The organism is Leucobacter fengyongliangi (assembly GCF_052386045.1).
Genome location: NZ_JBQTGS010000002.1, coordinates 44,442 through 51,370, shown reverse-complemented (window position 1 = coordinate 51,370; position 6,929 = coordinate 44,442). Strand labels below are relative to the sequence as shown.

Here is a 6,929-nt window from a genome sequence, read left to right as displayed (position 1 = left end):
CCGCCTGAGCTCTGGGCCGCGTCATTCATGCAGGACGCCACCCCGGAGCAGCTCGCTGCGCTCGAGCCGAGGCTCGTCCCAACGCCGGCCGGCTGGTTCGATGAGCCGATCCGCCTCGACCAGTTCTGGGCGAGCAGCATCCCGTCAGGTTACGTATTCCTTGCCCAGGACCAGGCCGTTCCCGCTGAGATCTACCAGGCCGCGGCCGGGCGGCTTGATAGTCCGCGCACGATCGAGATCGAGGGAAGCCATCAAGTGATGCTCACGCATCCGGAGAGGCTCGCACGGGCCCTCGACGCCGTTATTGTCTAACAGGCCTGGGGAAGCCATGGAATCCATTTCACACCCAGCCGACGTCGCGCCGATCTTGTACACCGAACTGGCGCCGTCGGGTGCGCCTGCTCGGTGGATCGTCCTCGTGCACGGGGGTGGTGTCTCGAAGGAGTGCTATCTCGAGACGCCCGACGGCCGACAGGGCTGGGCGGCACGATTAGCATCGCTTGGCTACGGTGTGCTGGTGGTGGACTGGCTGGGGTTGTCCTATGAGGCGGCCCAACACGTCGATGATCGTGCGGCGTCTGCGCGGCTGGACTATGAGAGCGTGTGCCGAGGGATGGGTGCGTTCCTCTCTGGTCTCGGCCGGAACGTCGTGCTGGTCGTGCACTCAATGGCAGGTCCGATTGGCTTCCGCCTCCTAGAGACGCATGGCGATCTCATCGACGGGCTCGTAGCTGTCGCTCCGGGCCCGCCTGGAAATGTGCAGACGGTGCCCGGGATCGTGAGGGAGTCCGACCAGGAGGTCTCCATCCGTGGAACCGTCATCGACTGGACCATCCCGAAGACCGGCTTCTGGGAACCCACCGGCGCCTTCGTGAACGACAAGCTCATCGGACCCGGGCCGCGGTTCCCCCGCGAGTGCATCGAGGTGTTCCGCCGCACCCTTCGGCCGATCCCGGCCCGGATGCTTTATCAGCGTCAGAACATCGGTGGGAGCCAAATGAGGATCGGGCCGACCGACGCGTTCACGAACAAGCCGATTCTCGTCTTCACGGGTGGAGCCGATACCGACCACCCCTCGCAGCTGGATCAGGACATCGTGGCCTGGCTCACCGATCAGGGCGCCGCCGTCACCTTCTGGTCGTCCGAACTGCCTGTTCTCGCTGGGAACGGCCACATGCTGATGGTCGAAGACAATAGCGACGAGCTCGCTGACGAGATCGCGCGGTGGATCACGGCGCTCTGACTCGCCACCGTATCGTCCCGGCCATTATTTCAGCCGACCCGACGTCCCCAACAGCGGAGGAGAACGCCAGTCGTTTCCTTCGTGTCACTCGAGGGAACGCTGTGCCAGCTCGTTGCCGACTACGACTTGGTCGATCGGGCCCTTGCTCGAACTCCTCATTTCATACGTCTGGCGATGGACTCAAGGGAGATGTTCGCCGACGGCCGCGTGCAACTCCAGGTCATCGGTGGACAGCTGAGGCGTCTGCCACGACGCATCGAGACGATCGGTTCGCAGCTCGAACGGAACGTTCGGGCTGAGCATAAGGATGTTCCGAGACCTCCAGGAACGCGGATGGATCGGTTCGTTGGTCGGGGAGCTGACGACCACCCTGGTTGGCGTGGCGCTTATCGTCGCTGCGGTGCTACTTTCGGTCTCGGGGGGTGGCCCCCAGCTCGCCCCGACGTCGCACTCCTACCGTTCCTAGGGGCGGGGTGGTCGGCCTCGCGGGCAGGCTCCTCGTGCTGAGGCCGCTGCGCACCTCCTTGATGCGCACCACGCTGATCGCCGGATCCTGGCAAACTATCCCGCGACGCGAATTCGCAGGGGGTGTCGGCGCGACTTTCGATCGACGTACAGTGCCGTCCGTTAACAAACGATCGGTTCGTGCGACCGAACTGTCGAACGCCTGTGCATCGCTGCGGCGAGTTCCTCATGGCGCAGTACCTGGGTTTCGCTTCCGGAAGAAGATTTCACGAACCCCAGCGACACGGTGTTGCGGTGACGTTCGACGAAAGAGAAGAAGGATGGCGTAGCGAGACGGGAACGCAGGCAACGCGATAAACGGCGGGCTCTCATCGTTGAGTGTGAGCACATAGGACGACAGGCTCATTTCAGAAACGTCGAACTCCCGATACGTGACCTGCCTATAGAAGATCTCCTCCACGGGCAGCGGGACGAAATTGAGGTCGATACCTTCGGCGGTCCGGAATTTGTCAAGGCGAGTGAGGCCGGTGGGTGTTAGGCGGCGAGTTGGATCTCGTCGGTTGGTGGCTGGTTGATCCACGCGGCCGGGTCTCGGTCGAGGATCTTCGGTCGCGTCTGTCGCGTCGTGAACCGTTCGGGGTGGGCGCGGCGGGCGGCCTCGAGTGTGGCGTCTCGGTCGCGGTCGATGGCGTCGGCGTGCCCGTAGTGCACGTCGGCGGGCGTGTGCATGCCGATGCCGGTGTGCCGGTGGTGGTGGTTGTAGGCGTGCACGAATTCGTCCAGGAACTGCCGTGCGTGGGCGAGGGAGACGAACCGGTCGGGGAAGACGGGCAGGTACTTCATCGTCTTGAACAGCGCTTCGGAGTAGGGGTTGTCATTGGACACGTGCGGTCGGGAGCGGGACGCGGTCACGCCGAGATCGGCGAGCAGGGTGCGGACGGTCTTCGACGTCATCGAGGGGCCGCCGTCGGAGTGCACGACCTCGGGGGTGCCGTGGATCCCGAACGCGTCGGTCATCATCTCCTTGGCGAGTAGGCCGTCCTCGCAGGCGTGCACGATGGCGCCGACGATGTAGCGGGAGAAGATGTCGATCATCACGTACGCGTCGTAGTACGTGCCTTTGACAGGGCCGGCGAGTTTCGTGATGTCCCAGGTATAGACCTGCCCGACGGCGGTCGCGATCAGCTCCGGCACCTTCCGCGGCGGATGGGTCGCGAGCCGGCGCCGCTCCCGTACCTGCGTGTGCTCGCGCAGCACCCGATACATGGTCGAGACCGAGCCCACGTATTCGCCGCGCTCGAGCAGGATGGGATAGATCTGCAACGGCGGCTTGTCGACGAACTCGTCACTGTTGAGCGTGGACAGCACCAGCGACCGCTCGACGCTCGAGAGCTTGTTCGCTGGGGCAGGACGAGCCGACGGCGGCTCGGGGTCCGGTCGGCGTGCGCGGGAGGCGGCGCGGGTCGCGGTCGCACGCGCCACGCCGGTCAGGGCTGCCGCCTGCCGGGTCGGCACGTCCGCGGCGGCCAGTTCGACGTAGGTGTTCATGAGCGCTTCCCGCGCCGCGGGTCGGTGTCCGCGCTCTCGGAGATCTGCCCCAAGAGCGCGTGCGCTTTTCCCATGATCTCCAACGCCGTCCGCGTCATCGACAACTCCACCTCGGCCTTCCGCAGTTGCGCCTTCAACCGGGCGTTCTCGGCATGCACACGCCCGCCGACGTGCACTACGGGCACGCCGACGCCATCGACCGCGACCGAGACGCCACACTCGAGGCCGCCCGCCGCGCCCACCCCGAACGGTTCACGACGCGACAGACGCGACCGAAGATCCTCGACCGAGACCCGGCCGCGTGGATCAACCAGCCACCAACCGACGAGATCCAACTCGCCGCCTAACACCCACCGGCCTCACTCGCCCGAGGAACCTCATATAAATATGCCCGCGAAACACCACCGGTGACTCACATAAGAATGCCCGCGTAATTCTCGAGCTTAGCTTGCCTGTTTCCTGCTCGCGCGGGCCGGCTTGACCCCGGCTGCCGCGTTTGGTGCTTTCGCGAGTTCGATCGCTTCGAGCGTGCGAGTCTTCTCGGCCGCGAGGTAGGTGAGGCGCTGCTGGATTCGGTCGATCTCGCGAGCGATGTGGGCCGGGTTCAAGCTGTCACGGTACCCGGTCAACTCGGCGGTTGTCTCGGCGCTGAGCACACCGGAACGCTGGAGCCGGTCGAATGGTGTCGCGAGCTCATCGTAGACACGTTTACGGCGCCCCCTTTGATCGGTCGCCCAACCGATGGGTTTCTTCGTGGGGGTGAGGAAATTATGGCGATCGTTCACCAGTGGCCATAACTCGTTCAATAGCTTCAGCAGAGGCGCGGTGTCGTACCTCCAGTAGAACGCGTACCGGCGCACGATCTGATTGTTTTTCGACTCGATCGTGGCCTGATCATTCTTCTTGTACGGCCGGGACCTCGTGAAGTAGATGTCAAGTTCTGCAGCCCAACCGATGACGTCGTAGTTGATGAACTCGGACCCGTTATCAAAATCCACCCCGGTCACCTCGAACGGCACTTCGCTGATGAATCGGTCGAGGGCGTCACGAATGTGCAGGTGTGCGTTGTTCCGGATCGAGCGCGTGTACGTCCAACCGGTGTGCATGTCGGTGAGATCAACACTGCGACAGAACTCACCCTTCAAGACGGGCCCGCAGTGTGCGACGGTGTCGCCCTCGAAGAACCCGGGTACGGCCTCGATCTCGTCACCGGCTTTCCTGATCGTGATCGAGTTCCGCAGCAGCGGGCCTGGCGTGGTGGTGGCGATCCCGCGGAGTGGGTCCCTCGCGCGGGCTGGAGCGAGGTAGCGGTCGATCGTGGCCGGTGACATTGCCAGCAACTCGTCCGCGACGTGGTGACTGTACCTGCCCCGGCCTGGGACCAGTTCGCCGTGCGCTTCCAGCAGCATGAGTTGGAGTTCCATTGACGCGGCCAAGTATTTCCCGCTGATCCCGCCCGCGAACGCCCACACTTTCTGCAGCACTTTCAACGCGTCATGTGAGTACTTCAGCGGGCGCGGCTTACGTTGCCGGGCCCCTACCCGACGCGGTTTCAGCGCAGCTTGTAACTGTCTGCGCGCGTTGTCTCTGGACCAGCCCGTGATCGCGCATACCTCGTCAAGGAGACGGCTCTTCTCCTTCTTGGCCGCTGCGGCATACTGCTTCGCGAACTTTCGTGTGATCTCGTGTCTGGCACGCATTGATAGCCCACTTCCCATGAAACTGATGATTCCGTTTCGCGGGCATTTTTACGTGATGCACCGGAAGTGTTTCGCGGGCATATTAGGTGAGGCACGTCGTCGCCTTGACAAATTCCGCCGCGCAAGCTATTGTTTCTTCTAGTTAGGAACAAGTTCTGCTCAGCAGATAAATATGCGAAGAGGATGATCAATGCAGATCGTACTGGTGCACGGCGGATGGGTAGGCGGCTGGGCGTGGGACGGCGTCGCCGACGAATTGCGCAGAATGGGGCACGAGGTGATCGCGCCGACGCTGCGCGGTCTCGAAGACGGTGACGTGGACCGCTCCGGCGTCACGATGAGCATGATGGCGCGCGATCTGATCGATCAGGTAAGAGAGCTCACCCAGCTCGACATCGTGCTCGTCGGTCATAGCGGCGGAGGTCCGCTCATCCAACTCGTCGCTGAGGCGATGCCCGAGCGCATCGGCCGGGTCGTCTTCGTCGACGCCTGGGTGCTGCGCGACGGCGAGAGCATTAACGACGTGTTCCCCGATCCGTTGGTCGCAGCGATGAAGGCGCTTGCGAGTCAGTCCGACGACAACACCATGGTCATGCCGCCTGAGCTCTGGGCCGCGATGATGCAGGACATGTCCCCGTTCGAGCAGCAGCAGCTCGCCGCGCTCGAGCCGAGGCTCGTCCCATCGCCGGCAGGCTGGTCCGATGAGCCGATCCGCCTCGACCGGTTCTGGGCGAGCAGCATCCCGTCAAGTTATGTGTTCCTCGCTCAGGACCAGGCCGTTCCCGCTGAGATCTACCAGGCCGCGGCCGGGCGGCTTGATAGTCCGCGCACGATCGAGATCGACGGAAGCCATTTGGTGATGCTCACGCATCCGGAGAGGCTCGCACGGGCCCTCGACGCCGTCATTGCCTAACAGGCCTGGGGAAGCTATGGATTCGATTTCACGCCCAGACGACGTCGCGCCGATCTCGTACACCGAACTGGCGCCGTCGGGTGCGCCTGCTCGGTGGATCGTCCTCGTGCACGGGGGTGGTGCCTCGAACGAGTACTATCTCGAGACGCCCGACGGCCGACAGGGCTGGGCGGCACGATTCGTATCGCTTGGCTACGGTGTGCTGGTGGTGGACTGGCTGGGGTTGTCCTATGAGGCGGCCCAACACGTCGATGATCGTGCGGCGTCTGCGCGGCTGGACTATGAGAGCGTGTGCCGAGGGATGGGCGTGTTCCTCTCTGGTCTCGGCCGGAACGTCGTGCTGGTCGTGCACTCAATGGCAGGTCCGATTGGCTTCCGCCTCCTAGAGACGCATGGCGATCTCATCGACGGGCTCGTAGCCGTCGCTCCGGGCCCGCCTGGAAATGTACAGGCGGTGCCCGAGATCGTGAGGGAGTCCGACCAGGAGGTCTCCATCCGTGGAGCGGCCATCGACTGGACCATCCCGAAGATGGGTTTCTGGGAACCCACAAGCGCCTTCGTGAACGACAAGGCCATCGGACCCAGCCGGCGGTTCCCCCGCGAGTGCATCGAGGTGTTCCGCCGCACCCTTCGGCCGATCCCGGCCCGGATGCTTTATCAGCGTCAGAACATCGGTGGGAGCCAAATGAGGATCGGGCCGACCGACGCGTTCACGAACAAGCCGATTCTCGTCTTCACGGGTGGAGCCGATACCGACCACCCCTCGCAGCTGGATCAGGACATCGTGGCCTGGCTCACCGATCAGGGCGCCGCCGTCACCTTCTGGTCGTCCGAACTGCCTGTTCTCGCTGGGAACGGCCACATGCTGATGGTCGAAGACAATAGCGACGAGCTCGCTGACGAGATCGCGCGGTGGATCACGGCGCTCTGACTCGCCACCGTATCGTCCCGGCCATTATTTCAGCCGACCCGACGTCCCCAACAGCGGAGGAGAACGCCAGTCGTTTCCTTCGTGTCACTCGAGGGAACGCTGTGCCAGCTCGTTGCCGACTACGACTTG

8 protein-coding genes are annotated in these 6,929 nt (G+C 63.7%); 6 read left to right on the top strand and 2 right to left on the bottom strand.

All coding sequences use genetic code 11. The features are described 5' to 3' along the window. The first annotated feature begins 27 nt into the window (after positions 1–27). The 3 genes from ACTNFK_RS13005 to ACTNFK_RS12995 all read left to right on the top strand — a co-directional run bounded on the left by ACTNFK_RS13005 (position 28) and on the right by ACTNFK_RS12995 (position 1,709). Positions 28–312: an alpha/beta fold hydrolase family protein gene (locus ACTNFK_RS13005; RefSeq protein WP_445117228.1), complete on the top strand. Its 285-nt coding sequence runs from the start codon at positions 28–30 to the stop codon at positions 310–312. Positions 313–328: 16 nt separating this feature from the next. Further along, positions 329–1,243: an alpha/beta fold hydrolase gene (locus ACTNFK_RS13000; RefSeq protein WP_445117227.1), complete on the top strand. Its 915-nt coding sequence runs from the start codon at positions 329–331 to the stop codon at positions 1,241–1,243. 307 nt (positions 1,244–1,550) lie between these two features. Then, positions 1,551–1,709 (top strand): hypothetical protein, encoded by a 159-nt coding sequence (locus ACTNFK_RS12995; RefSeq protein ID WP_005054937.1) that lies wholly within the window; start codon positions 1,551–1,553, stop codon positions 1,707–1,709. Between the two features lie 533 nt (positions 1,710–2,242). Here ACTNFK_RS12995 and ACTNFK_RS12990 read toward each other — a convergent pair. Next, the gene (locus ACTNFK_RS12990) at positions 2,243–3,256 is read right to left on the bottom strand and encodes an IS3 family transposase (RefSeq protein ID WP_033105176.1); all 1,014 of its coding nucleotides are present in this window, start codon (positions 3,254–3,256) and stop codon (positions 2,243–2,245) included. Positions 3,257–3,408: 152 nt separating this feature from the next. On the opposite strand from ACTNFK_RS12990, the gene ACTNFK_RS12985 reads away from it, so the two are divergent. Further along, on the top strand, positions 3,409–3,603 hold the full coding sequence (locus tag ACTNFK_RS12985; RefSeq protein ID WP_445117225.1) for a hypothetical protein: 195 nt from the start codon (positions 3,409–3,411) through the stop codon (positions 3,601–3,603). 96 nt (positions 3,604–3,699) lie between these two features. Here ACTNFK_RS12985 and ACTNFK_RS12980 read toward each other — a convergent pair whose 3' ends face one another. Then, positions 3,700–4,956, bottom strand: coding sequence for an integrase catalytic domain-containing protein (locus ACTNFK_RS12980; RefSeq protein WP_435935689.1), 1,257 nt, complete (start codon positions 4,954–4,956; stop codon positions 3,700–3,702). A 190-nt stretch (positions 4,957–5,146) separates the two neighbouring features. Between ACTNFK_RS12980 and ACTNFK_RS12975 the strand changes: the two genes are divergently transcribed. Next, a complete protein-coding gene (locus tag ACTNFK_RS12975; RefSeq protein WP_251448496.1) occupies positions 5,147–5,869 on the top strand; it encodes an alpha/beta fold hydrolase in 723 nt (240 codons plus the stop codon). Between the two features lie 16 nt (positions 5,870–5,885). Next, complete coding sequence (locus ACTNFK_RS12970) at positions 5,886–6,800, top strand: alpha/beta fold hydrolase (protein ID WP_445117226.1); 915 nt, start codon at positions 5,886–5,888, stop codon at positions 6,798–6,800. Positions 6,801–6,929: the final 129 nt, after the last annotated feature.

Coding starts and splice junctions, on each gene's coding strand:
- ACTNFK_RS13005 (WP_445117228.1), top strand. CDS start 28: ATGCAGGACGCCACCCCGGAGCAGCTCGCTGCGCTCGAGCCGAGGCTC.
- ACTNFK_RS13000 (WP_445117227.1), top strand. CDS start 329: ATGGAATCCATTTCACACCCAGCCGACGTCGCGCCGATCTTGTACACC.
- ACTNFK_RS12995 (WP_005054937.1), top strand. CDS start 1,551: ATGTTCCGAGACCTCCAGGAACGCGGATGGATCGGTTCGTTGGTCGGG.
- ACTNFK_RS12990 (WP_033105176.1), bottom strand. CDS start 3,256: ATGAACACCTACGTCGAACTGGCCGCCGCGGACGTGCCGACCCGGCAG.
- ACTNFK_RS12985 (WP_445117225.1), top strand. CDS start 3,409: ATGCACACGCCCGCCGACGTGCACTACGGGCACGCCGACGCCATCGAC.
- ACTNFK_RS12980 (WP_435935689.1), bottom strand. CDS start 4,956: ATGCGTGCCAGACACGAGATCACACGAAAGTTCGCGAAGCAGTATGCC.
- ACTNFK_RS12975 (WP_251448496.1), top strand. CDS start 5,147: ATGCAGATCGTACTGGTGCACGGCGGATGGGTAGGCGGCTGGGCGTGG.
- ACTNFK_RS12970 (WP_445117226.1), top strand. CDS start 5,886: ATGGATTCGATTTCACGCCCAGACGACGTCGCGCCGATCTCGTACACC.